The sequence below is a fragment of the Kitasatospora sp. NPDC058444 genome, from assembly GCF_042721415.1.
GTDB lineage: Bacteria > Actinomycetota > Actinomycetes > Streptomycetales > Streptomycetaceae > Kitasatospora.
In genome coordinates this window covers 263401-286327 of record NZ_JBHXLL010000002.1, presented here as the reverse complement: position 1 = coordinate 286327, position 22927 = coordinate 263401, and the positions used below count along the sequence as shown (strand labels likewise).

General features: G+C 71.9%; 18 protein-coding genes and 1 tRNA gene. 5 read left to right on the top strand and 14 right to left on the bottom strand.

Going from position 1 to position 22927, the window contains the following annotated elements; translation table 11 throughout:
• Positions 1 to 43 precede the first annotated feature (43 nt).
• Positions 44 to 1234 carry an acyltransferase family protein gene (locus ACFWP2_RS03860; RefSeq protein WP_380447967.1) on the top strand — a complete coding sequence of 397 codons (1191 nt, stop codon included), beginning with the start codon at positions 44 to 46 and terminating at the stop codon, positions 1232 to 1234.
• A gap of 41 nt (positions 1235 to 1275) precedes the next feature.
• On the opposite strand, the gene ACFWP2_RS03855 is transcribed toward ACFWP2_RS03860, so the two are convergent.
• From ACFWP2_RS03855 to ACFWP2_RS03815, 9 genes are all read right to left on the bottom strand, one after another.
• Entirely contained in the window at positions 1276 to 1731 is a 456-nt protein-coding gene (locus tag ACFWP2_RS03855; protein ID WP_380447965.1) for a GtrA family protein, read from the bottom strand.
• 16 nt (positions 1732 to 1747) lie between these two features.
• Positions 1748 to 4168, bottom strand: a complete 2421-nt coding sequence (locus ACFWP2_RS03850; RefSeq protein WP_380447963.1) for a hypothetical protein — start codon at positions 4166 to 4168, stop codon at positions 1748 to 1750.
• Between the two features lie 94 nt (positions 4169 to 4262).
• On the bottom strand, positions 4263 to 5213 hold the full coding sequence (locus tag ACFWP2_RS03845) for a glycosyltransferase (protein ID WP_380447961.1): 951 nt from the start codon (positions 5211 to 5213) through the stop codon (positions 4263 to 4265).
• A gap of 354 nt (positions 5214 to 5567) precedes the next feature.
• A complete protein-coding gene (tuf, locus tag ACFWP2_RS03840; protein WP_326846505.1) occupies positions 5568 to 6761 on the bottom strand; it encodes an elongation factor Tu in 1194 nt (397 codons plus the stop codon).
• A gap of 200 nt (positions 6762 to 6961) precedes the next feature.
• The gene (gene fusA / locus ACFWP2_RS03835; protein WP_380447959.1) at positions 6962 to 9067 is read right to left on the bottom strand and encodes an elongation factor G; all 2106 of its coding nucleotides are present in this window, start codon (positions 9065 to 9067) and stop codon (positions 6962 to 6964) included.
• Positions 9068 to 9106: 39 nt separating this feature from the next.
• Positions 9107 to 9577 carry a 30S ribosomal protein S7 gene (gene rpsG / locus ACFWP2_RS03830; RefSeq protein ID WP_030055803.1) on the bottom strand — a complete coding sequence of 157 codons (471 nt, stop codon included), beginning with the start codon at positions 9575 to 9577 and terminating at the stop codon, positions 9107 to 9109.
• Positions 9578 to 9579: 2 nt separating this feature from the next.
• Positions 9580 to 9951: a 30S ribosomal protein S12 gene (rpsL, locus tag ACFWP2_RS03825; RefSeq protein WP_014144289.1), complete on the bottom strand. Its 372-nt coding sequence runs from the start codon at positions 9949 to 9951 to the stop codon at positions 9580 to 9582.
• 376 nt (positions 9952 to 10327) lie between these two features.
• Positions 10328 to 11944 carry a DUF2142 domain-containing protein gene (locus tag ACFWP2_RS03820; protein WP_380447957.1) on the bottom strand — a complete coding sequence of 539 codons (1617 nt, stop codon included), beginning with the start codon at positions 11942 to 11944 and terminating at the stop codon, positions 10328 to 10330.
• Positions 11945 to 12168: 224 nt separating this feature from the next.
• On the bottom strand, positions 12169 to 12714 hold the full coding sequence (locus ACFWP2_RS03815; RefSeq protein WP_380447955.1) for a DUF1707 and DUF4190 domain-containing protein: 546 nt from the start codon (positions 12712 to 12714) through the stop codon (positions 12169 to 12171).
• Positions 12715 to 12979: 265 nt separating this feature from the next.
• Between ACFWP2_RS03815 and ACFWP2_RS03810 the strand changes: the two genes are divergently transcribed.
• The 4 genes from ACFWP2_RS03810 to ACFWP2_RS03795 all read left to right on the top strand — a co-directional run bounded on the left by ACFWP2_RS03810 (position 12980) and on the right by ACFWP2_RS03795 (position 17989).
• Positions 12980 to 13801, top strand: a complete 822-nt coding sequence (locus ACFWP2_RS03810; RefSeq protein WP_380447953.1) for an ABC transporter ATP-binding protein — start codon at positions 12980 to 12982, stop codon at positions 13799 to 13801.
• Entirely contained in the window at positions 13798 to 15411 is a 1614-nt protein-coding gene (locus ACFWP2_RS03805; protein ID WP_380447951.1) for a transporter, read from the top strand. Before ACFWP2_RS03810 ends, ACFWP2_RS03805 begins: the two co-directional genes overlap by 4 nt.
• A gap of 124 nt (positions 15412 to 15535) precedes the next feature.
• Positions 15536 to 16807: a DUF2786 domain-containing protein gene (locus tag ACFWP2_RS03800; RefSeq protein ID WP_380447949.1), complete on the top strand. Its 1272-nt coding sequence runs from the start codon at positions 15536 to 15538 to the stop codon at positions 16805 to 16807.
• 69 nt (positions 16808 to 16876) lie between these two features.
• The gene (locus ACFWP2_RS03795; RefSeq protein WP_380447947.1) at positions 16877 to 17989 is read left to right on the top strand and encodes an ADP-ribosylglycohydrolase family protein; all 1113 of its coding nucleotides are present in this window, start codon (positions 16877 to 16879) and stop codon (positions 17987 to 17989) included.
• A 36-nt stretch (positions 17990 to 18025) separates the two neighbouring features.
• Here ACFWP2_RS03795 and ACFWP2_RS03790 read toward each other — a convergent pair whose 3' ends face one another.
• The 5 genes from ACFWP2_RS03790 to ACFWP2_RS03770 form a co-directional block, all read right to left on the bottom strand.
• Complete coding sequence (locus ACFWP2_RS03790; protein WP_380447945.1) at positions 18026 to 19345, bottom strand: serpin family protein; 1320 nt, start codon at positions 19343 to 19345, stop codon at positions 18026 to 18028.
• Between the two features lie 54 nt (positions 19346 to 19399).
• Positions 19400 to 20398, bottom strand: coding sequence for an ADP-ribosylglycohydrolase family protein (locus ACFWP2_RS03785; RefSeq protein ID WP_380447943.1), 999 nt, complete (start codon positions 20396 to 20398; stop codon positions 19400 to 19402).
• A gap of 37 nt (positions 20399 to 20435) precedes the next feature.
• Entirely contained in the window at positions 20436 to 21650 is a 1215-nt protein-coding gene (locus tag ACFWP2_RS03780) for a cytochrome P450 (RefSeq protein WP_380447941.1), read from the bottom strand.
• 90 nt (positions 21651 to 21740) lie between these two features.
• On the bottom strand, positions 21741 to 22481 hold the full coding sequence (locus ACFWP2_RS03775) for an NAD-dependent deacetylase (RefSeq protein WP_380447939.1): 741 nt from the start codon (positions 22479 to 22481) through the stop codon (positions 21741 to 21743).
• A gap of 247 nt (positions 22482 to 22728) precedes the next feature.
• Positions 22729 to 22802, bottom strand: a tRNA-Met gene (locus tag ACFWP2_RS03770).
• Positions 22803 to 22927: the final 125 nt, after the last annotated feature.

The window sequence follows — 22927 nt, the reverse complement described above, 5'->3', positions numbered from 1 at the left end:
CCGACGCCCTGCGTGGCTGAGGGGAGGCAGTCTGTCCGGCCGGGTGAACAGCTTCGGCGCGATCCGGACGACCCTCGCGGTAGCCGTCGTGTTCTCCCACGCCTACCCGCTCGGGTTCGGCCGACCCGCTCCGCTCTCCCACTTCAGCGGCGGCCAGATAGACCTCGGGCGGCTCTCGGTGGTCGGCTTCTTCGCGCTGTCCGGGTTCATGATCACCGGAAGTGCCATGCGCAGCACGTCCGGCCGGTACTCCTGGCACCGCGCCCTGCGCATCCTGCCCGGGCTCTGGGCGTCGCTCCTGGTCTGCGTCCTGCTGGTGGCACCCGCCCTGTACTACCGGACCCACCACTCGCTCTCCGGCTACTGGTCGCACCCGCACGGGCCGCTGAACTACCTGGCGGGTGCCTGGAACGCCTCGCTCTCCACCGGGTTCGACATCTCGAACGTGATCGACGACGGCATGCGGGCCGGCACCAACCACGACCCCGGGATCAACGGCTCCCTCTGGTCGCTCGACTACGAGATGCTCTGCTACGTCATGATGGGCCTGCTGGCCGCCGGCGGCGTGGTGCTGCGCGCGAAGAAGACGGTGCCGCTGCTGACCCTGGTCGGCTGGATCCTGATCTTCGAGGACTGGCGGACGACCCCCGGCTTCGTCAACTACCCGCACAGCATGGGCTTCTACATCCACGTGCCGGTCTTCGGCCAGGTCTACACGCAGTACTTCGTCTACCTGTCGTTCGTCTTCCTGCTCGGCGCCACGGTGCAGCTCTACAAGGAGCGGATCCCGCTCAACGCCGGGCTCGCGCTGCTGTCGGCCGTCGTGCTCGTCGCCAGCATGCGCTACGGCGGGCTGTTCGCGTTCGGCTACCCGGCCTTCACGTACCTGCTCTTCTGGCTGGCGGTCCGGCTGCCCAGGCCGTTCCAGCGGATCGGCGTCAAGCGGGACTTCTCGTACGGCATCTACGTGTACGGCTTCACCGTCGAACAGGCCGTCGCCGCGCTCGGGGGCAACGCGTACGGCATGAAGGTCTACCTCCTGCTGTCCCTCGGCGGGACGGTCGCCCTCGCCGCGCTCTCCTGGTACCTGGTCGAGAAGCCCGCGTTGAAGGCGAAGGACTGGACGCCGCGGCCGGTGCGCGCGCTGGTCGAACGCCGGGCGCGCAAGGTCGTCGTCCCGGCCACGGCCGAGCAGGCCGGGGAACCCGCCAGGTCCACGGTCTCCGCGCCCTGACCGACCGCACGACGCCAGGCCCCAGGTGGCCCGGTTCGCCCTCAGCGGGTCCTGAAGACCCACACCTTGAGGAGGACGAACCGGGCCACCGTCGCGAGGCCGTTGGCCGCGATCAGGCCGGCGACCTCGACCGCCCACGAGGCGTTCGGCGCCAGCCGGGCGAGCAGCGCGAGCGCGCCGCTGCTCAGGCCCAGACCGAGCAGGAAGGCGACGGCGCCCTGGAGCTGCTGGCGCACCGCGCCCTCCGAGCCGGTGATGCCGAAGGTGAAGCGCCGGTTGGCCGCGGTGTTGGCGACCGCGCTCACCACCAGGGCGATCAGGTTGGCCGCCTGCCGGTCGACGACATGGCGGGCCACCACGTACAGGCCGAGGTAGACGAGCGTGCTGAGCACGCCGATGACCAGGAACGACGGCAGCTGCCGCTTGGCGGTGCCGGCCGCCGGGCCGTCGGGTGCCGGTGCCGGCGTGTTGTCGGTGGAGACCATCGGATTGCCCACTGCTTCGTTCGTCGGATCAGGAGAGCTCGTACACAGCCACCCGGCCGTTGTCGAACACCAGCTTGGCGAGGTTCCTGAGCTGTGGCGACTCGGCGCCCGCCAACCGCTGGACCACGAGGTAGCGGACCTCGTGATCGCGGTGCAGCCGGTTCAGGACGTCCGGCGTCGGCGCGTAGAACGCGGCCTCGTTGAGCTGGAACAGCTCGGTGTCCCAGAACGGCGAGCCGGAGGCCGACGACCCGTTCGAGGCGGACATCAGCCTCGGGGCGTACGCCCAGCCCTCGATGAGGACCGAGCGCTCCGAATAGGCGCTGAGCCAGTGCGAACGGTAGTTGGCGCACGGCAGGCCGTCCGCGTAGTCCTCGTACTGCCAGCAGTGGCTGTTCGTCGCCAGGATGTCCGAGGGCGCGCTGTGCGAGCGGATCCAGCGCGCGGCGTTCACCTGGCTCGCCGGCATCACCCAGCTGCCGTCCCACGGGGACTCGTGGGCCTGGATGGCGTCGAGGGCGAGGCCCGGGGTGCCGAGCGTCAGTCCGGCGGTGAGCAGGACGATCCCGCCCCGGCGCCGCAGACCGCGCGCCGCCCTGGAGAACAGGCGCCAGAGCAGCCCCAGGAGGACCGCCAGTACCGCGAACGCGGCCGCCACGGTCAGCGCCGGCAGCAGCGGCGTGTACGGCTCGGTGCCGGTGCCGTCCCCGGTGTGCGTACGCAGGAAGGCCTCCCAGTCCGCCGAGTACCGGTACGAGAGCCAGGTGAACAGCCCGGTCAGGGCCACCGCGCCGACGGCCAGGGCGGACTTGGCGGCCCTGGACAGCGTGGCCCGTTCGAAGGCCTCGCAGTACCCCCAGGCGGACAGCACCGCCCCGAAGGGCATCGCGGAGATGGTGAAGTAGCTGGCGTTGTAGCCGTTGACCATCAGGTAGGCCGCCGGTCCGGCGACCACCGCGCCGAGCAGGAACCACTGCTGCGCGTCCAGCCGGAGCCGGCGCCGCCACAGCAGCGGCACCGCGCCCAGGAGCTTGATCTGGTGGTTCAGGAAGAAGGCGATCAGGACGACCACGACCAGACCGCTCTGCAGCAGCACCGGCCGGCCCTCCACGGGTTCGGCCCAGTACTTCTGGATGTTGCCGAAGGGGAGGACCTCCAGGCCGTAGCTCTCGAAGTCGAAGATCAACGCCGTCGCGAAGAGCTGGGCACCCGCGATGACCGCGCCCAGCCCGACGACCGTCCAGGGGATGCGCCGGGTCCTGATCAGCACCGCCAGGCCGGCGACGGCCAGGCCCGCGAGTGCCACCGGGAGGGTGCTCGCCTTGGCCGCGCTGGAGGCGGTCGCGAACATCGCCGTCAGGACGAAGGCTCCCCGCCCGAACTCCGGTGCCCTGGGCGGCCCGTCCGCGTCGCCCGGGCCGCCGACCCCGCGGAGCCGGTCGGCGACCACGCCGATCAGCGCGATCAGCAGTGGCTGGCTGTACGTCAGCGACATGCTCGACCAGGACATCAACCGGATGGCCGGCGCACCGAAGGTCCAGCTCATCACGGTGTTCGGGTAGACCGCGGTGAACTCCCCGACCGCGAAGAGCAGCAGCGCGGCGAGCGGGCCGGCCCACACCCGACCGGTGATCCGCTGGGCCACCACGGCCGTGATCAGCGCACCGAGCGCGACGAACGCGGGGACGAGCAGCCTGGTCTCGACCACCGGCAGGTCGATGTGGCCCACCATGTCGGTCATCGCCATGTGCGCGAACGTGAACCAGTGGTAGTGGAGCGGCTCCCCCGCCACCTGCGGCAGGGTCGGCGGCATGTGCTGCTTGGCGTTGGCCGCCAGCGACAGCATGTACGGCATGTCGCCGAACAGCCGTGACTTCTCGTCCGTCGCCAGGACCGGGAACTTCGACAGGAAGACCAGGTAGTAGTACAGGCTGGTCAGGCCCACCACCCCGGCCATCGACCAGGACCAGCCGAGGGACTGCCGCCGGTAGCCGCCGGGGCGCCAGTGCCGGCGCAGGCCCGGGACGAGCGCGAACGGGACGACCACGAGGAGCGGCCACCCGACGGCCACCGACTGGAGGCCCGCGCTGACGATGACCGCCCACGCCGCCAGCTCCAGCACCAGCCCGGTCACCGCGCCGAAGACGAGGTCCTCCAGCAGGGTGTGCGGACGCCTGCGCAGGGCCCGGAAGACCAGGGTGCCCGGAAGCACCACGCCCCAGCCCGCGTAGAAGGTGTACCGGGCGATGTCACCGACCCTGGTGTCCGCGGCCAGCAGCAGCCCCACCAGGAGCAGGTACGCGCAGACCGCGGGGAGGAACCGCCAGAAGGCGTGGGCCCCGGTTCCCCCGTCCGCCGTGCCGCCGGACGGCCCGCCGGACGGCGCCGGAACACCCGGACGTCCTCCGGTGGCCGTCGCCGCTCCGGTCGCGGTGCTGTTCGTATGCATGGTGTCCGTTCTCTCGTCCAAGCTCACAGCTCGCAGCACGGCGGCCCGGTGGACGCCGGCGGCGGTCCGTCGACCGGCGGCGGAACGACTCCGGTCAGCCCGTGTAGGAGGCGCTGCGACGAGCCGTCGCGGGGTCGGGCCCCTCCGCCGAGTCGTAGCCGACGAAGTAGGCCGGCCGGGCCTGGGCCGCCGAGTAGATGCGGCCGACGTACTCGCCCAGGAGGCCCATGCAGACCAGCTGCACGGCGCCGAGGAACAGCATGCCCATGAACAGCGAGGACCAGCCGGGGACGGTCTTGTCGAGCGCGTACATGACCACGGTGTAGACGCCGAGGGCGAAGCAGAGCAGGAAGCTCAGCAGGCCGAGCCAGGTGGCGAGCCGCAGCGGGCTCGCGGAGAAGTTGGTGACGCTGTCGACGGCGAGGCGGACCATCTTGGACAGCGGGTAGTGGGTCGAGCCGGCGACCCGCTCCTCGCGCACGTAGACGACCTCGCCGCTCGGGAAGCCGAGCCACGGTACCAGCAGCCGGTAGACCGGCTGGTGCTCGGGCATCGCCTTGAGGGCGTCCACCGCCGCACGGCTGAGCAGCCGGAAGTCGCCGGCCTGGTTGGGCATCTTCTTGCCGACGAGCTTGCGCATCAGCCAGTAGTAGGCGCCGGCGGTGCGGCGCTTGAAGATCGTGTCGGTGCCGCGGTCGCCGCGCACGCCGTAGACGATGTCGAGGCCCTGCTCCCGCGCGAGCGAGAGCATCTCGGGGATCTTCTCCGGCGGGTCCTGGAGGTCGGCGTCGATGGAGACGACGTAGTCGCCGAAGGCGCGGTGGATGCCGGCGGTCAGCGCGGCCTGGTGCCCGGAGTTGCGGGCGAAGCGGACGATCCGGAACTCGGGCCAGTCCTGGTGGATCTTCTGCATCAGCGCCGGGGTGGCGTCCGTGCTCCCGTCGTCGATGCCGACCACTTCGTAGGTGATCCCCAGGCCGTCGAGGATCGGGCGCAGGCGCCGCACGGTCAGCGGCAGCGCCTCCTGCTCGTTGTAGATCGGCATGACGACCGACAACAGCGGCGCCGGCTCCCCGGTTCGCCCGACTCCCTGCTCCACTGCGTTGAGCATCCTTCTTCGCCTGTCCCCATGTGATCCGAAAGCGGTTGGGAGGCATGGACCGCCGGGTCGTCCCACCGGCCGGAATCCTTCCCCCTCCGCACCCTGAGCATCGCGGACGGCGGCGAGGGAGAGCCAATGAGCGGCAGGATAGCAGTCCGTTCCGAGGGCACTCTCAACGGACCTGTTACCTGATCGCCGTCGATTCGACATCCCGACACGCCGCAGGGCCTCGCGCACCAGGAGTGCGCGGGGCCCTGCGGACTGAGCCTGTACGAGGCAGGCAGGTCAGATCGTCAATTACTTGATGATCTTGGTGACCTGGCCGGCGCCGACGGTGCGGCCACCCTCACGGATGGCGAACTTCAGGCCCTCCTCCATGGCGATCGGCTGGATCAGCGCGACCGTCATGCCGGTGTTGTCGCCCGGCATGACCATCTCGGTGCCCTCGGGGAGGGTCACGACGCCGGTCACGTCCGTGGTACGGAAGTAGAACTGCGGGCGGTAGTTGTTGAAGAACGGGGTGTGGCGGCCACCCTCGTCCTTCGACAGGATGTAGGCCTGGGCCTCGAAGTCGGTGTGCGGGGTAACCGAACCCGGCTTGATGATGACCTGGCCGCGCTCGACGTCCTCGCGCTTGATGCCACGGAGCAGCAGACCGACGTTCTCACCGGCCTGGCCCTCGTCGAGCAGCTTGCGGAACATCTCGATGCCGGTGACCGTGGTGGTGGTCTTGGTCTCCTTGATGCCGATGATGTCGACAGTCTCGTTGACCTTGAGGATGCCACGCTCGATGCGGCCGGTGACGACGGTGCCACGACCGGTGATCGTGAAGACGTCCTCGATCGGCATCAGGAACGGCTGGTCCACGGCACGGGCCGGGGTCGGGATGGCCTCGTCGACGGCGTGCATCAGGCCGAGGAGCTTCTCGCCCCACTCCTTGTCGCCCTCCAGCGCCTTCAGCGCGGAGACGCGGACGACCGGCAGGTCGTCGCCCGGGAACTCGTACTCGGAGAGCAGCTCGCGGACCTCGAGCTCGACGAGCTCCAGGATCTCCTCGTCGTCCACCATGTCGGCCTTGTTCAGGGCGACGACGATGTACGGAACGCCGACCTGGCGGGCCAGGAGGACGTGCTCCTTGGTCTGCGGCATCGGGCCGTCGGTGGCGGCGACCACGAGGATGGCGCCGTCCATCTGGGCGGCACCGGTGATCATGTTCTTGATGTAGTCGGCGTGACCCGGGCAGTCGACGTGGGCGTAGTGACGCGCCTCGGTCTGGTACTCGACGTGCGCGATCGAGATGGTGATACCGCGCTGCCGCTCCTCCGGCGCCTTGTCGATCTGGTCGAACGGCGTGAAGGGGTTGATCTCCGGGTACGCGTCGTGCAGCACCTTGGTGATGGCCGCGGTCAGCGTGGTCTTACCGTGGTCAATGTGACCGATGGTGCCGATGTTGACGTGGGGCTTCGTCCGCTCGAACTTCGCCTTCGCCACTGAGTCCTCCTGAGGACAGTTCCTGTACGCCGTGCTGACGTCAGTTGGTCTTTGATCGGTTTTGGTGCGGGTTGTCCGGAGGACATCCCGTGCCGTCCCGCTGCTGGGGGGGCCGGAGGCTCCCGGGAGGATCCGACCGGATCCTCCCGGGTTGCCTCCTAATAGCCTAAGGGTTCGCTATCGTCCCGATTATCGGGACGTCACTCGCCCTTGGCCTTGGCGATGATGTCGTCCGCCACGTTCTTCGGAACCTCGGCGTACGAGTCGAACTGCATCGAGTAGCTCGCGCGACCAGAGGTCTTGCTGCGCAGGTCACCGACGTAGCCGAACATCTCGGAGAGGGGCACCAGCGCCGTGACGACGCGGGCACCGTGACGCTCGTCCATGGACCGGATCTGGCCACGGCGAGAGTTGATGTCGCCGATCACGTCGCCCATGTAGTCCTCGGGCGTGGTGACCTCGACGGCCATCATCGGCTCGAGAAGGACCGGCTTGGCCTTCTTCGCGCCTTCCTTGAAGGCCATCGAACCGGCGATCTTGAACGCGAGCTCGGACGAGTCGACGTCGTGGGCCTGGCCGTCGAGCAGGCTCACGCGGACACCCTGCAGCGGGTAGCCGGCGAGGATGCCGAACTCCATGGCCTCCTGGCAACCGGCGTCGACCGACGGGATGTACTCCCGCGGAACGCGGCCACCGGTGACCTTGTTGACGAACTCGTAGCCCTCGGCCTGCTCGAGCGGCTCGATCGCGATCTGCACCTTGGCGAACTGACCGGAACCACCGGTCTGCTTCTTGTGGGTGTAGTCGATGCGCTCGACCGCCTGGCGGATGGTCTCGCGGTACGCGACCTGCGGCTTGCCGACGTTGGCCTCGACCTTGAACTCACGGCGCATACGGTCGACCAGCACCTCGAGGTGCAGCTCGCCCATACCCGCGATGATGGTCTGGCCGGTCTCCTCGTCCGTGTTGACCTGGAAGGACGGGTCCTCCTCGGCGAGACGCTGGATGGCGACACCCAGCTTCTCCTGGTCACCCTTGGACTTGGGCTCGATCGCGACGCGGATGACCGGGGCCGGGAAGTCCATGGACTCCAGGATGACCGGGTTCTTCTCGTCGGACAGCGTCTCACCGGTGGTGGTCTGCTTCAGGCCCATGACGGCGATGATGTCGCCGGCGCCCACCGAGTCGATCTCCTCACGCTTGTTCGCGTGCATGCGGTAGATCTTGCCGATGCGCTCCTTCTTGCCCTTGACGGCGTTCAGCACCGAGGTGCCGGACTCCAGGCGGCCCGAGTAGACCCGGACGAAGGTGAGCTTGCCGAGGTGCGGGTCCGACATGATCTTGAACGCGAGCGCGGCGAGCGGCTCGTCGTCCGAGGCCTTGCGGGAGATCTTGACGGTGTCGTCGCCCGGCTTGGTGCCCTCGATGGACTCGATGTCCAGCGGGGACGGCAGGTACTTGACGACCGCGTCGAGCAGGGGCTGAACGCCCTTGTTCTTGAAGGCGGTACCGCAGAAGATCGGGGTGAAGTCCGAGTTCAGGGTGCCCTTGCGGATCGCGGTCTGCAGCAGCTCGACCGGGATCTCCTCGCCCTCGAGGGCGAGCTCCATGATCTCGTCGCTGACGTTCGAGACCGTGTCGATCAGCGCCTCGCGGTACTCCGCGGCCTGCTCCTGCAGGTCGGCCGGGATGTCGACGATGTCGTACATCTCGCCCTTGGCGGCCTCGGCGGACCAGACCAGCGCCTTCATGCGGACCAGGTCGACAACGCCCTGGAAGTCCGACTCGGCACCGATCGGCAGCTGCATGACCAGCGGGGTGGCGCCGAGGCGGTCCACGATGGTCTGGACGCAGAAGAAGAAGTTCGCGCCCGTGCGGTCCAGCTTGTTGATGAAGCAGATGCGCGGGACGCCGTAGCGGTCAGCCTGCCGCCACACGGTCTCGGACTGGGGCTCGACACCGGCGACACCGTCGAACACCGTCACGGCACCGTCGAGGACGCGCAGCGAACGCTCCACCTCGACGGTGAAGTCGACGTGACCCGGGGTGTCGATGATGTTGATGGTGTTGTCGACGCCGTCGACGGTCCAGTGACAGGTCGTCGCGGCCGACGTGATCGTGATGCCGCGCTCCTGCTCCTGCTCCATCCAGTCCATGGTGGCAGCGCCATCGTGGACCTCACCGATCTTGTACGACACACCGGTGTAGAACAGGATCCGCTCGGTGGTGGTGGTCTTGCCCGCGTCGATGTGCGCCATGATCCCGATGTTGCGGACCCTGGCGAGGTCAAGGGAGGTTGCAGCCATGGTGGCTCGTTCTCTCTCTGTCTAGTGACGGGGTAGGGACTACCAGCGGTAGTGCGCGAAGGCCTTGTTGGACTCGGCCATCTTGTGGGTGTCCTCGCGACGCTTCACGGAAGCGCCCAGGCCGTTGCTGGCGTCGAGGATCTCGTTCATCAGGCGCTCGGTCATGGTCTTCTCGCGACGGGCGCGGGAGTAACCGACCATCCAGCGCAGCGCCAGGGTGCTGGCGCGGCCCGGACGGACCTCGACCGGAACCTGGTAGGTCGCGCCACCGACACGGCGGGACTTGACCTCGAGGGCCGGCTTGACGTTCTCCAGCGCGCGCTTCAGCGTCACGACCGGGTCCGAGCCGGTCTTCTCACGGACGCCCTCGAGGGCGCCGTAGACGATCCGCTCGGCGGTGGAGCGCTTGCCGTGCAGCAGGATCTTGTTGACCAGCTGGGTGACGACCGGGGAGCCGTAAACCGGGTCGATGATGACCGGGCGCTTCGGGGCGGGGCCCTTACGAGGCATTCTTACTTCTCCTTCTTGGCGCCGTAGCGGCTGCGGGCCTGCTTGCGGTTCTTGACACCCTGGGTGTCGAGCGAACCGCGGATGATCTTGTAGCGGACACCAGGAAGGTCCTTCACACGACCACCGCGCACCAGCACGATGGAGTGCTCCTGCAGGTTGTGGCCCTCGCCCGGGATGTAAGCGGTGACCTCGATCCCGCTGGTGAGGCGCACACGGGCGACCTTGCGGAGAGCCGAGTTCGGCTTCTTCGGGGTGGTCGTGTACACACGCGTGCAGACCCCACGGCGCTGCGGGGAGCCCTTCAGCGCGGGAGTCTTGTTCTTCTCGACCTTGTCCTGCCGGCCCTTTCGGACCAGCTGCTGGATCGTAGGCACCGTTTCTCCGTTTTCTGTGTGCCAAGGCTTGGTGGAACTAACCTGCGGTGTCTCCCTCGCACACGGCCCCGTGGTCGACCCACGCGGTCGGGTGTGTTGGGCTTGTTACGACACGGAATCCCATGGCTGCTGTACAGCGACGGCGCTCTACGCGCGGTGCGCTGGGAAGCGCTCCGGCTCGGCGCGGCGACCGGTGTGCATGCACGCACAAGGACCCGGGGACACCCCAGGCACAAGGTCAGAGCGTACCTAGCGCATGGGGCGCGGTCAAAACAAATGCAACGCCGCAGGTCGCGGGGCTTGCACCGAAAGCGGGCCGGGAACCGGGCCGGGGCGGGGCTCCCTACCACAACCGGGCAGCCCCCGCAGCCCGACCCTACGCCTCCGCGCGGACGGCGGCGAGCGGGGTGCTCCCGTCGTCGGCGCCGTCCCCGGACGTCCCGGCCGACGACGACTCGTCCTGCTGCCGGTCGGTCTCCTTCCGGTCCGACATGGCGACGAGCAGCCCCAGCGCCACCACGGCCACCCCGTACAGCAGCACGCAGGGCTGCCAGCCCACGAACGGCGGCGCCCAGTGGGCCGGGCTGATGAAGAACGACCCGCCGGTACCGACCGTCATGCGGCGCAGCGCCCAGACGAACGCCGCGAAGTCGGCCAGGGCCAGCGCGGCGGAGCAGAGCACCATCAGCCGGCGCCAGGAGAAACCGCCCCGCGGCAGCCGCTCGTGGCAGATCGCGGCGCACACGATCGGCAGCCCGACGGCGAACGGCAGCAGGTAGCGGCCCTGCCAGATCATGCCGACCTCGCGCGCCTGCGTGGCCTGGGCCACCAGCGGTATGACCACGATCCCGATCAGGACCCCCAGGACGGCCAGGGTGTCCCTGAGCCGCGCGTAGCAGAGCGCGAGCAGCACCAGGACGATCGCCACGCCGCACCACAGCAGCAGCGTCGCGGCCGGGGGTTCGGCGTCCAGCCAGCCGAAGTACCCGATCATCTGCTTCATGTACAGCAGGCCGTTGTCGAAGGTCTGCCGGGCCGCGGACAGCGGAGTGAGATTGCTCGGGGCGCTGATGGTCGAGTGGTCCGGGTGGGTCGAGGACCAGACGAGGGCCACAACGGCCGTGACCGCGGTCAGGGCGCCCCAGGCCCAGGTCGCCCGGTGGCGCAGGATCGAGCCCAGCGTGTCCCTGCGCGCGAGCAGCAGGGCGAAGAAGACCGCCCCGCTGAACCAGATCAGGCCCAGCGGCCGGATGCTGATCAGCACGATCGCACCGATGCCGAGCCGGGCGACGCGGCGGCTCAGGAGCTGGGGGTCCGGGTTCATCGACAGCGCGACGGCGGCGCTCCAGACCAGGATGCCCGCGGCGATCTCCGGGCCGCTCGGGTTGACCACGCCGAACATGAACAGCGACATCGGGGTGGCGGCCGCCACCACGCCGAGGAGGCCGAGGGAACGCCGGCGCCACTCCGCCGCCGTGACCACCGCGCTCGCCACCAGGGCGGAGCAGATCGCGGCCGAGATCAGGCGCATCAGGTAGAAGGCCGTCTTGCCCGGGAGCAGCAGGCTGGGCCAGCCGACGGCGAAGTAGTACGCCGGGTGGTAGCGGCCCGCCGACGTGGTCACCTCGGCCGTCCCGGAGCGCTGCTTGAGCGCGGGGGCGCAGTCGGCCGACTGCCAGGACTTGAAGGCGTAGCAGGAGTGGGTCTCCGCCACGTCCTCGTAGATCCGCGGGAGCACCACCCCGCTCTCGGCCCAGTAGCCCTTGATCCCGCCGACCGTGTGCGGGGTCATGACCTCCTCGCCGTTGACCTGCCCCCGGGCGACCGCGCCCGCCCGGATGAGGTGCGCAGGTTCGTCCGGCGAGCCGCCGATCGGAGTCGCCAGTGACCAGGACGCGCTCAGCGCGAACAGGATCGCGAACGCGACCGCCCACAGCCGCCGGGGCGAGGACGGGAGCCGCTCGGCGATGCTCTTGACGGCAGTGATCATCATCTGGAAATGGGCCTTCGGGGTCGGTCCGACTCGGCGTGCGGCGCCTACGGCCGGGCGTGATGGGTGCTCGCATCGACGAGATGTAACAGGCAACGGTCAGCCATGGACGAGAAGACCGTACCGAACCGAGCCCTGAGGGACTAACGGCACCCTCCCGATGGCGGCCCGTGGACCGGGTCGGCCCGGTGCGCGCCGCCGGCGACGGAAGCGGCGCCCGGCTGGACTCAGACGGTACCCAGCAGGATCAGCAGGGTCCAGAAAGCGCACCCCAGGTAGCCGATCACCAGGCCGAGGACGGCCGCCCAGTCGCCGTCCATGTCGCGGCGGCGGATCTCCGAGCGGGCGATGTGGCCGACGACCACGGCGGGCGCGGAGAGGCCGACCAGGCTGGCCACCAGGGAGACCACGGCGAGCGTGTTGGTGGGGCGGACCCGGGTCGGCGGGACGGCCATGAAGGTGGCCGGAACGGGCGTGGCGACGACGGGCGGCGGCGCCGTCATCGGCCCGGAGGGCAGGTCCGCCACCAGCGCGGCCAGCTGGCCGTACGTCTGCGACGCGGCCACGGCCTCGTGGCGCTGCTCGTACTCCTGGACGGAGAGCCGGCCCTCGGCGAACGCGGCCTTGAGCACGTCGAGCGTCCGGTCCCGGTCCGCGTGGCCCGCCCGCATCGCGGCCTGCGGCGAGACCGCGGGCGCCGGCTGCCAGCCCCCCGCCGGCCGTTTGCCGGGCGGATAGCCGGAACCGGGCTCGCCCCATGGCTGTACGGACATCCGCCACCTCCCGGTAGCGCGGCACCCCCGCGCACGTCACTGCTCACTCATAGTGCAGGACGAACGAACGGACCGAGTAGTTGCCGAATCAGCCCAGGAGCCGCCGGGACATGGATTCCGGTCGGCGTGCCTCACCCGTTCGGCGGTTGCGCTCAGGGGATGCTCAACTCGGGCGACAGCCTGTTCGAGCAGTGACAGGCTGAGCCCCGGGAGGCTTCGCACCACGATGTCCGCCCCTCCACCACCACGAGCAGAGAAGGCCGCCATGCAGGCGTCAGCGCCGCCGTCCTCCGACCTCCCCGGGCCGGGAACCCCGTCCGCCGTCAGCATCCAGGGGCTCTGGAAGCACTTCGGCACCCAGGCCGCGGTGGCCGGGCTGAGCCTGGAGCTGCCGGCCGGGGCGTTCATCGGCCTGGTCGGGCCGAACGGCGCCGGCAAGACCACCACGCTGTCGATGGTCACCGGGCTGCTCCGGCCCGACCAGGGCACCGTCCTGGTGCACGGCACCGACGTGTGGGCGGACCCGGTCACGGTCAAGGCCCGGATCGGCATCCTGCCCGAGGGCCTGCGGATGTTCGAGCGGCTCAGCGGGCGCGAGCTGCTCCAGTACACCGGCCGCCTGCGCGGCCTGCCCGGGGCCGAGGTGGACCGGCGGGCCGAGGAGCTGCTGGCCGTCCTGGACCTCGGCCGGGACGCCGACAAGCTGGTCGCCGACTACTCCACCGGCATGCGCAAGAAGATCGGCCTGGCCGCGGCGCTGCTGCACAACCCGGACGTGCTGTTCCTGGACGAGCCCTTCGAGGGCGTCGACCCGGTCTCCGCCCAGACCATCCGCGGCGTGCTCAAGCGCTACGCGGCGGCCGGTTCCACGGTGGTCTTCTCCAGCCACGTGATGGAGCTGGTCGAGCAGCTCTGCGACTGGGTCGCCGTGGTCGACGCCGGCCGGGTGATCGCCCAGGGTCCGCTGGACGCCGTACGGGGCGGGCGCAGCCTGCACGAGGCCTTCCTGGAGCTGATCGGCGTGCGCGAGGACGACGGGCAGGCGCTCGGCTGGCTCGGCGGCGGACAGGCCGGGGGCGCCCGGTGAGCGGTCCCTCGGTGCCCGACGGGCGGACGGTGGTCCGCGCCCTGGTCGCGCTCAAGCTGCGGCTGCTGCGCAACGGGCTGCGGCGCAGCCCCGGCCGGACCACCGTCTACGTGATCGGCGGCGTCGTGGGCCTGGCCCTCGCGGCCGGCGTCGCCGTCGCCCTGAGCGCGCTGAACGGGCGCTACGCGGGCTCCGGCGACGCCGGGGTGATGCTGCTCGGCGTGCTGACCCTGGGCTGGGCCGCGCTGCCGCTGTTCCTCTTCTCCAGCGACGAGAGCGCCGACCCGACCCGGCTGACCATGCTGCCGCTGCGGCCCGGCCCGCTGCTGCGCGGCTCGCTGCTGGCCGCGCTGATCGGGCCGGGGCCGCTGATCAGCCTGGTGCTGGTGACCGGCGCGGTGCTGGCCGGCGCGGCCGGCGGCGTCTCGGCCGCGGTCGCGGTGGCCGGTGTGCCGCTCGCGGTGCTCTGCCTGGTCACGCTCTCCCGGGCGGTCGCGGCGGGCAACGCCCGGATGCTCTCCAGCCGGCGCGGCAAGGACTTCGCGATCTTCGGCGGGCTGGCCTTCGCGCTGCTGGTGCAGGTCGCCAACGTCGGCTCGCAGAGCATCCTCGGCCGCCGGGGCGGGCCGATCGACCTCACCCCGCTGAAGCCGATCGCCTCGGTGCTGCGCTGGATCCCGCCGATCAGCGCGGCGGACGCCCCGCGCACCGCCGGCGAGGGCCGGTACGGACTGGCGCTGCTCCAGCTCGCCGCGACCGCCGGGCTGCTGGCACTGCTGCTGCGCTGGTGGCGGCGGAGCCTGCAGGAGCTGATGGTCACCGCCGACTCCTCCACCCTGGAGGTGGCCCGCGGGGTGCAGAACCCACGCGGCCTGCGCTTCCTGCCCCAGGGCCGGACCGGCGCGGTGATGCAGCGCCACCTGCGGTACGCCTGGCGCGAGCCGCGGGCCAAGGCCGCCCTGTTCACCAGCATCGGGATGACGCTGGTGATCTGCGTGCTGTCGATGGTCCAGGGCTGGGCGAGCGTCTACCTGCTGGCGATGACCGGGGTGTTCCTCGGGCTGCAGATGCTCAACCTGTTCGGCATGGACGGCTCGGCGTTCTGGATGGTCGCCGCCACCCTGCGCACCCCGGCCGACGCCCGGTCCGAGCTGCGCGGCCGGGCGTACGCGGTGCTTTCGTACGCCGTCCCGGTGACGGTGGTGCTCGGGCTGGTGCTGGCCGCCGTCACCGGCCGGTGGGGCGAGCTGCCGTCCGCGCTCGGCCTGGCGCTGACCCTGCTCGGCTGCGGGATCGCGCTGGGCTCGATGTTCAGCGTGCTGGCGCCCTACACGATGCCCGCCGACAGCAACCCGATGCGCAACGCCGCCCCGGGACAGGGCGGGCTGATCCTGCTCAACCAGTTCGGCTCGATGCTCGGCGTCACGGTGCTGGCACTGCCGGTCGGCGGCTACCTCGCCTGGGCGCTGGTCTCGGACGGGCCGAGCTGGCCGGTGCTGCTGGTCGGCCCGCTGTACGGCGCCCTGGTCGCCACGCTGGGCGTGCGGATGGCCGCGGGCCGGCTGCTGGAGCGCACGCCGGAGATCCTGGCCAAGGCCATCGAGCGCTGAGGGCCCCTGAGGGCCCCTGAGGGCGCCGCGGGCCCTGCGAGCGCCGCGCGCGCCGGACGGTCCCCGCCGCGGCTCCGGCATCATGGGCAGGAGGCCGGACCGTCGAGGAGAGCAGGGACACACCGTGGGCAAGCGCGCGCAGCAGGCCGGGACCGCCGGGCCGCTGGTGGAGCAGGCGGTGCGGTCGGTGCTGACGGCCCCGGAGGACGCACTGGACCTCGCCCTGGACACCGGGGCCTCGCTGCTGGCCGCCTCGGCCGGGCAGTGGCCCGAGGTCAGCCGGGCGGTGCTCGGCCACGCGGACACCGTCGTCGGCCGCTGCTGGTCCGCCGGATGGCGACCGGCCGACCTCGCCCGGGTGGTGCGGCGCGAGCTGAAGCCCGTCCACCTGGCCCTGGCGGTGGACCTGATCGCCGCCGAGGGCCGCCGCCACCCCGCGGCCGCCCTGGACCGCCGCTGGCGGGAGCAGCTGAGCGAGCTGGAGAGCGAGGTCTGGTGGTCCGGCGACGAGGAGTACCTCGGCGCCTTCGCCCACCGGCACCGGCTGGACCGCTTCGCGCTCGCCACCGCCGTCCTGGAGCTGCTGCGCACCTGGGGCCGGCTGCCCCCGATCGCCCCGGTGGGGCCCGCCCCCGGGCAGGCCGCCCGGGCGCGGAGCTCGGCGCCGGTGACCGGCGAGCCGCGGATGCTGGCGCGGATCCGGGCGCTGCTGGCCAAGGCCGAGTCCACCGAGTACCCGGAGGAGGCCGAGGCGCTGACCGCCAAGGCCCAGCAGCTGATGGCCCAGCACAGCATCGACGAGGCGCTGCTGGCCGCGGCCGGCGCCGACCGCGACACCCCGGCGGCGCTGCGGATCGGGGTGGACAACCCGTACGAGGGGCCCAAGACGATGCTGCTGGACGCGGTCGCGGCGGCCAACCGGTGCCGGGTGGTGTGGGCGAAGGAGTTCGGCTTCTGCACCGTGGTCGGCTTCGACGGCGACCTGGACGGCGTCGAACTGCTCTACACCTCGCTGCTGGTGCAGGCCACCCACGCGCTGAACAAGGCGGGCTCCCGCAAGGACTCGCGCAGCAAGGCGTTCCGGCAGTCCTTCCTGGTCGCGTACGCGGCGCGGATCCGTGAGCGGCTGACCGCCGCGACCGAGCGCGCCACCAGCGCCGCCGCGGCCGGCCGGCACCTGCGCGAGGACGGCACCGAGGAGCAGCTGCTGCCCGACGAGCGGCTGCTGCCCGCGCTCGCCGCCCGCTCCGAGGCGGTGGAGGAGGAGGTCGGCCGGCTGTTCCCGAAGCTGGTCTCGCAGCGGGTGCGGGTCAGCGACGGCGTGGGCTGGGCGGCCGGACGCGCCGCCGCCGACCGGGCCGCGCTGCACGGACGCGCCGGCGCGATCCGCCGGTAGGGCCCGTCCTGCCGGTCGTTCCCGGGACCTGGTAGAACGTAGTCCGCCACGAACGAAGGGGGACTCGACGTGACGGAACCGGCGGCGGAGTCGGGATACCGGGACCGGGTGCGCGGAGCACTGCTCGGCGGAGCGATCGGCGACGCACTGGGCTGGCCGGTGGAGTTCCAGCAACTCCACCAGATCCAGGACCGGCACGGGCCGGGGGGCGTGACCACGCTGCCGGCCGGGCCCGGGCCGGTCAAGGTCACCGACGACACCCAGATGACGCTGTTCACCGCCGAGGGCCTGATCCGCGGCTTCGTCCGCGGCTGGACGGGCGGCGGCGGCTCGGTGCCGGAGGCCGTCCACGGCGCGTACCGGCGCTGGCTGCGGACCCAGTGCCAGGGCGCGCCGGACGTCGAGCCGCAGCCCCGCCCGTACGACGGGTGGCTGCTGAGCCGGCCCTTCCTGTACGCGCGGCGCGCGCCGGGCAACGCCTGCCTGAGCGGGGTGTCCGAGCACCCGGTGTTCGAGGCGCCGTCCGCGATCGGGCTGCCGGGGCCGATCAACCCGGGCTCCAAGGGCTGCGGGACGGTGATGCGCTCGGCGCCGTTCGGGCTCGCCCGGCTCGGTGCGGAGCAGTCCTTCGGGCTGGCCGTGCAGTGCGCCCAGCTCACCCACGGACACCCCACCGGCTACCTCGCGGCCGGCGCCTTCGCGGCCCTGGTCGAGCGGCTCGTGGACGGCACGGAGCCGTGGGCGGCGGTCGGCGAGACGGTGGAGCAGATCCGCGAGCTGCCGAGCTCCAAGGAGACCGTCCAGGCGCTGGCCCGGGCGGTGCGGCTCGCCCAGGAGGCCGAGCCGGCCGCCGAGACGGTGGAGCGGGTCGGGCTGGGCTGGATCGCCGAGGAGTGCCTGGCCATCGCGGTGTACTCGCTGCTGGCGGCCACCCTGGACCCCGACCCGGTGCGCACCGCGCTGCTGCTGTCGGTGAACCACTCCGGGGACAGCGACTCGACCGGCGCGGTCTGCGGCAACCTGGTCGGGGCCGCGTACGGCGCCGCGGCGCTGCCCGCCGAGTGGGCCGGGGCGGTCGAGGGCCGGGCGGAGCTGCGGCAGCTCGCGGACGACCTGCTGGTGCTGTTCGGCAGCCGCGACCCGCTGCACCCGGGGCTCGGCGGGCGCTACCCGGCCTGGTGACCGGGGGCCGCCCGGCGGTTCTCCGCCGGACGGGCCCTACCCCGCCTGCGGGTCGGTGACCTGGCCGAGGAACAGCGGCGCTCCACCCCGGGAGTCCCGGATCAGGAACAGGAACGGCCGGTCGAGGTGCACCTGGACCGGCCGTTCGACGTTCGGCGCGGCCACCGCCTCCATCCCGACACCGCTGCCGGCCGCCGCGACCGTGCCCTCCTCGCCGACCTCGATGGTGGCCTTCTGCACCACCGTGCCGACGGCCAGCGGCTCCTTGGCGATGCCGCCGAAGTCGGCCCCGTCGAAGGCCGCCCGCACCCCCAGGGAGCGCAGCACGGGGGTGAGCTCCTTCGAGGTGCCGAACCGGAAGCGCGGCAGCCGGAGGTCGACCGGCCGCTCGGCGAGCGCGCCGAGGACGCGGTCGAGCTGGGGCTGGTCCAGGCCCTTGGCGAAGGCGGCGAAGCCGCCCTGCGCGGGGACGATCAGGTCCATCACCAGGGGACCGTCCGCGTACGGCAGTTCGACGGCCTGCCAGGGCTCGCCGACGATCCCGCCGGAGCCGTCGGCGTACTTGAACTCCCCGCTCTGCGCCATCGTGGGGACGGCCGGGGTGGAGCCGTCGAGCTTGTGGAACGGGCGGTCGGCGGTGTTCGAGGGCTTGAAGGCGGTGGCCCACCCGGCCTTGAGGTACAGCGCGTCGGTGAGCACCAGCCGGGTGTTCGGCGTGATCGCGCCCGCGCCGAAGAGGTCCTTGATCCGGCCGTCGGTGGCCTTCTCCACGGCCGCGTTGACGGTCTTGCGGGCCCCGTCCGGGTCCTTGGCGAAGTCGCTCTGGTGCACCCCGGCGTCGAAGGCGGCGGCGAGGGTGGCCAGGTAGTCCGGCTCGACGGCCAGGCCCTGCTGCGTCCAGACGTCGTCGCTGCGGCGCAGGGTGAGCTTGCCGCCGCCCGGCAGGGGCCGGTTCAGCGCGCCGGTGGCGAACGCGTACTGCTGCGGGTCGAGCCCGGTGTGCAGGGCCTTGGCCAGTTCCTCGGCGGTGGCACCGCGGGCACCGGGCAGCAGCATGGCGAGCACGGTGGCCAGGCCGGACGGGGAGACCACGACGTTGCTGCCGGCGGCGTCCGGCTCGGCGGTCAGCGCGTGCAGGAGGTCCAGGCCGAAGGCGTCGGTGGCGGTCGCGGTGGCGGCCACCGAGGCCGGGTCCACGGCCGGCCGGCTCGCGGGCGCGGACGCCCGGAGCTCCACGGGCGCGGCGGCCCCGCCGCTGCCGCAGCCGGCGAGCAGCGGCGCGGCGAGCACGGCCGCGAGGAGCGGCGCGGCCGGACGGCGGAGGGTGCGACGGGTTGCGGTGCGGCGGTTCGTCATGGCCCTTCGACGCGCCGCCCCACCGCCCGGTTCCACCCGGCCGGCGCCCCCGGCTCAGTCCCAGAGCGCCCCGAACTCCAGCAGTTCGTCCCGGTGCTCGATCCGCTCCACCCAGTCGGCCGGCCAGGCCGCCGCACCGTGGCGGGCGCCCGCGAAGGCGCCGGTCAGGCAGGCGAGGGAGTCGGAGTCGCCGCTGGAGTAGGCGGCCCGCCGCACGGCCGCCACCGGGTCGTCCGGGAGCAGCAGGAAGCAGAGCAGGCCGGTGCCGAAGGCCTCCTCGGCGACCCAGCCCTCGCCGGTGGCCAGGCAGGGGTCGGCGTCGGGGTCGGGTGCGGCGAGCGCCGCGTCCAGCCGGTCGAGCACGGTGAGGCACTCGTCCCAGCCGCGGGCCATGACGGCCTGCGGCGAGGGGCCGTACCAGCGGTCGGCGAGGTCGCCGAGCCAGAACTCGTCGTACCGCTCCCGGCTCGCCAGCGCGTACGCCCGCAGCACCGCGGGCAGGCCGGCCGGCGCTTGCCCCTCGGCGAGCTTGCGGACGGCGTACGCGGTGAGGTCGCTGGCGGCGAGGGCGGTGGGGTGGCCGTGGGTGAGCGCGGACTGGAGCTGGGCGGCCCCGGAGTGCTGCCGGGCGTCCAGCTCGCGGAGCAGCCCGATCGGGGCGACCCGCATGTTGGCGCCGCAGCCCTTGGAGCCGGCGTCGCTGGCCTGCTGCCAGCGGTACTCGGGGCGGCTGAGCCGCTCGCAGGCGCGCAGGCAGGTCATGCCGGGGGCGCGGTTGTTCTGCGGGGAGCGCCACCAGTCGACGAACTCCTCGCGGACCGGCCGCTCCAGCCGCAGGGGCGTCAGGGGCCCGCGCGCCAGGGCGGTGCGCAGGCCGCGGGCCAGCGCGAGGGTCATCTGGGTGTCGTCGGTGACCAGCGCCCGCTTCGGCAGCGGGAGCCGCCGCCAGTCCGGATGGTCGGCGGCGATCTCCTCGATGCTCTTGAACTCGGTCACCCGGCCGATCGCGTCCCCGATCGCCAGCCCCAGCAGTGTCCCCGTCGCCTTGCCCACGGCCCTCTCCCCCTCGGTCGTCGGTCGTTCCCGGTCGTCAGACCTCGACCAGCAGTTCCTTGAGCCCGCGGATCACGTAGCCCGGGTTCCACTCGGGCTCGCGGACCAGCCGCAGGCCCGGGGCCCGGCGCAGCAGGGTGCCGTAGGACTCGGTGAGCTCCAGTCTGGCGAGTGGGGCGCCGAGACAGAAGTGGATTCCGGCGCCGAAGGTGATGTGCGGGTTGTCGGTGCGGCCGAGGTCGAGGCGGTCGGGGTCGGCGAAGCGCTCGGGGTCGCGGTTGGCGGAGCCGAAGAGCAGGGCGATCTCGGCGCCGCGCGGGATGGTGACGCCGCGGACCTCGATGTCCTCCAGCACCCAGCGCTCGAACATCTGCAGCGGGGTGTCCCAGCGCATCAGCTCCTCGACGGCGGTGGGCAGCAGCTCGTCCACCGAGCCGCGCAGCCGGGCGAGCTCGTCGGGGTTGCGGAACAGCGCCCACCAGCCGTTGCCGGTGGTGTTGACGGTCGCCTCGTGGCCGGCGTTGAGCAGCAGCACGCAGGTGGAGATCATCTCCTGCTCGCTGAGCGCGTCGGAGCCCTCCTGGGCCTGGATGAGCGCGCTGATCAAGTCCGTCCCCGGCTCGGCCCGGCGCTCGCGGATCAGGGTGCGCAGGTAGTCGGAGAACTCGATGCTGGCGGTGACGGCCCGGCGGGCGACCTCCTCGCTCGGGTTGAGCTCGAACATCCCGGTGATGTCGGCGGACCACGGCCGCAGCAGGTGCCGGTCGCTCTCCGGCACGCCGAGCATCTCGGCGATCACGGCGACGGGCAGCGGCTCGGCGACGGTGGCGATCAGGTCGCCGCCGCCGGCCGCGAGCAGGTCGTCGACCAGTTCGCCGGCCAGCCGCCGCACGGTGGGGCGCAGGCCCTCGACCATGCGCGGGGTGAAGGCCTTGGAGACCAGTCGGCGCAGCCGGGTGTGGTCCGGCCCTTCCAGGTCCAGCAGCCCGTGGTCGTTCAGGGTGTGGAAGGGCTCGTGCGCCGGGTCGGGCTCGGGGCGGCCGAACTCCGCGTGGCTGAAGCGGTGGGTGTAGGTGCGGCCCAGCCGCCGGTCGCGCAGCAGGGCGCTGACGTCCTCGTGGCGCGAGACCAGCCACTGGTCGGTCGGCTCGAAGTACGTCACCGGCGCGTGCTCGCGCAGTTCGGCGTACGCGTCGTACGGGTGGGCCACGAACGCCGCCGACCAGGGGTCGAACTTCGCCGTCGTCGTCATCGGTCGATCACTCCAGGCCAGGAGGGGGGAAGCCGGAAAGATCATCGTACGCATGCGGTGCGTCCGCGAACATGGTCCTCCCGGCCCTGCTCAGGCCCGTTCCAGTACCAGCCGCCGCACCAGCTTCGGCAGCGCCTGCGAGATCGGCTCCCGGATCACCTCGGCCGCGGCCTCGTCGTAGGGCGTCGGCTCGCCGTTCACGATGATCAGCTTCGCCCCGGTCTTCACCGCGTTGTACGGCAGCGCCGCCACCGGGAACACCTGGAGGCTGGTGCCGACCGCGACGAAGACGTCACAGGCCCGGGCGACCGCGTCGGCCTGCCCGAGCACCTCCGGGTCCAGGTTCTCGCCGAACATCACGATGCGCGGCTTGAGAATGCCCCCGCACTCCCGGCAGGCCGGGTCCGGCTCCCCCGCCCCGACCCGTTCCAGCGCGTCCGCCATCGAGCCGACCGCCCCGCAGTCCAGGCACTGCGTCTCCCGCAGGTTGCCGTGCAGTTCGAGCACCTTGCGGGCGCTCAGCCCGGAGCTCTGGTGCAGCCCGTCGATGTTCTGGGTGAGCACCCGCAGCGGCAGCCCGGAGCGCTCCAGGTCGACCAGCGCCCGGTGCCCGGCGTTGGGCTCGGCGCCCACCGTGTCCGTCTCCAGCCGCATCCGCCAGGCCCGCCGCCGGACCTCGGGATCGTCCAGGTACGGCCCGATGGTGACCAGCTCCTGTGCCGACGGGTCCTTCTGCCACAGCCCCTTCGGGCCGCGGTAGTCGGGGATGCCGGAGTCCGTCGAGATGCCCGCGCCGGTGAGCACGGCGATCAGGGGGCGCTTCGCGTTCATACCCCGGACCGTACGGCCCGCGGCCCGCCCCGGGCCACCGAAAATACGGCCGGCGCCTTGCCGGGCTCCGCTTCGGGCCAGGATGCGCGTTTCGGGCCAGGCCGACGCGCGGCGGCCGGCGGCCGACCGGCAGGCCCCGGAGAACACCGAAGACCCCGGGGAACACCGAAGGGCCCGGGGAACACCGAAGGGCCCGGGGAACACCGAAGGGCCCGGAGGCTTGATGCCTCCGGGCCCTTCGAATGAGTAGCGGGGACAGGATTTGAACCTGCGACCTCTGGGTTATGAGCCCAGCGAGCTACCGAGCTGCTCCACCCCGCGTCGGTGAACACGACTCTACGCGAGTTCAGCCGGATCACCTAATCGGCTTCCCCCGGGCGCCCCGGCGGCCCCCCGGGAACCCCCGGGAACGCCGCAGGGCGGCCACCCCTGGGGGGTGACCGCCC

Coding starts and splice junctions, on each gene's coding strand:
- ACFWP2_RS03850 (WP_380447963.1), bottom strand. CDS start 4,168: ATGCATACGAACAGCACCGCGACCGGAGCGGCGACGGCCACCGGAGGA.
- ACFWP2_RS03845 (WP_380447961.1), bottom strand. CDS start 5,213: ATGCCGATCTACAACGAGCAGGAGGCGCTGCCGCTGACCGTGCGGCGC.
- fusA (WP_380447959.1), bottom strand. CDS start 9,067: ATGGCTGCAACCTCCCTTGACCTCGCCAGGGTCCGCAACATCGGGATC.
- rpsG (WP_030055803.1), bottom strand. CDS start 9,577: ATGCCTCGTAAGGGCCCCGCCCCGAAGCGCCCGGTCATCATCGACCCG.
- ACFWP2_RS03820 (WP_380447957.1), bottom strand. CDS start 11,944: ATGATGATCACTGCCGTCAAGAGCATCGCCGAGCGGCTCCCGTCCTCG.
- ACFWP2_RS03815 (WP_380447955.1), bottom strand. CDS start 12,714: ATGTCCGTACAGCCATGGGGCGAGCCCGGTTCCGGCTATCCGCCCGGC.
- ACFWP2_RS03810 (WP_380447953.1), top strand. CDS start 12,980: ATGCAGGCGTCAGCGCCGCCGTCCTCCGACCTCCCCGGGCCGGGAACC.
- ACFWP2_RS03790 (WP_380447945.1), bottom strand. CDS start 19,345: ATGACGAACCGCCGCACCGCAACCCGTCGCACCCTCCGCCGTCCGGCC.
- ACFWP2_RS03780 (WP_380447941.1), bottom strand. CDS start 21,650: ATGACGACGACGGCGAAGTTCGACCCCTGGTCGGCGGCGTTCGTGGCC.
- ACFWP2_RS03775 (WP_380447939.1), bottom strand. CDS start 22,481: ATGAACGCGAAGCGCCCCCTGATCGCCGTGCTCACCGGCGCGGGCATC.